The sequence below is a fragment of the Photobacterium galatheae genome (assembly GCF_000695255.1).
Classification (GTDB): Bacteria; Pseudomonadota; Gammaproteobacteria; order Enterobacterales; family Vibrionaceae; genus Photobacterium; species Photobacterium galatheae.
This window is the reverse complement of the sequence record NZ_JMIB01000068.1, coordinates 1-441: the sequence shown is the minus strand read 5'-3', so window position 1 is coordinate 441 and position 441 is coordinate 1. Positions and strand designations below refer to the sequence as shown.

Genomic DNA, 441 nt, shown 5'->3' with positions numbered 1-441 from the left:
TCAACTTGTGCCCGCTGCGGCGCATGGGTGATCACCACCGGCGCACGGGTATCTTCTAAAATAAATGTACTGCGTTCTGCCGGGTATTCCGGCGAGATGGGCACGTAGGCCGCTCCCGCTTTCAGCACCGCCAGAATACTGATGACCATCTCCGGGCTGCGATCCAGATACAGGGCGACCAAGGTGTCCGCAGACAGTGCCGTTTGCTGGATTTCCCTGTACGTCTGCCGGATCTGCCGCGCCAACTGATTGGCCCGGCCGTTCAGTTCACGATAGGTCAGGGACTGTCCCTCAAACACCAGCGCGATGTTATCCGGCGTTCGCGCCACCTGCGCTTCGAACAGTGCCACCAGACTCTGATCCTGCGGGTATGGGGCTTCGGTCTGGTTGAAGGTGGTCAACAGGGTGTGTTTTTCCTCCGTGGAAAGCAGCGTGATCGCA

At 59.2% G+C, this 441-nt stretch carries 1 protein-coding gene; it reads right to left on the bottom strand.

The window, feature by feature from the left end; all coding sequences use genetic code 11:
• Positions 1-441 (bottom strand): AMP-binding protein (locus EA58_RS20645; protein ID WP_036757555.1); only part of this gene is annotated, 441 nt, incomplete at both ends.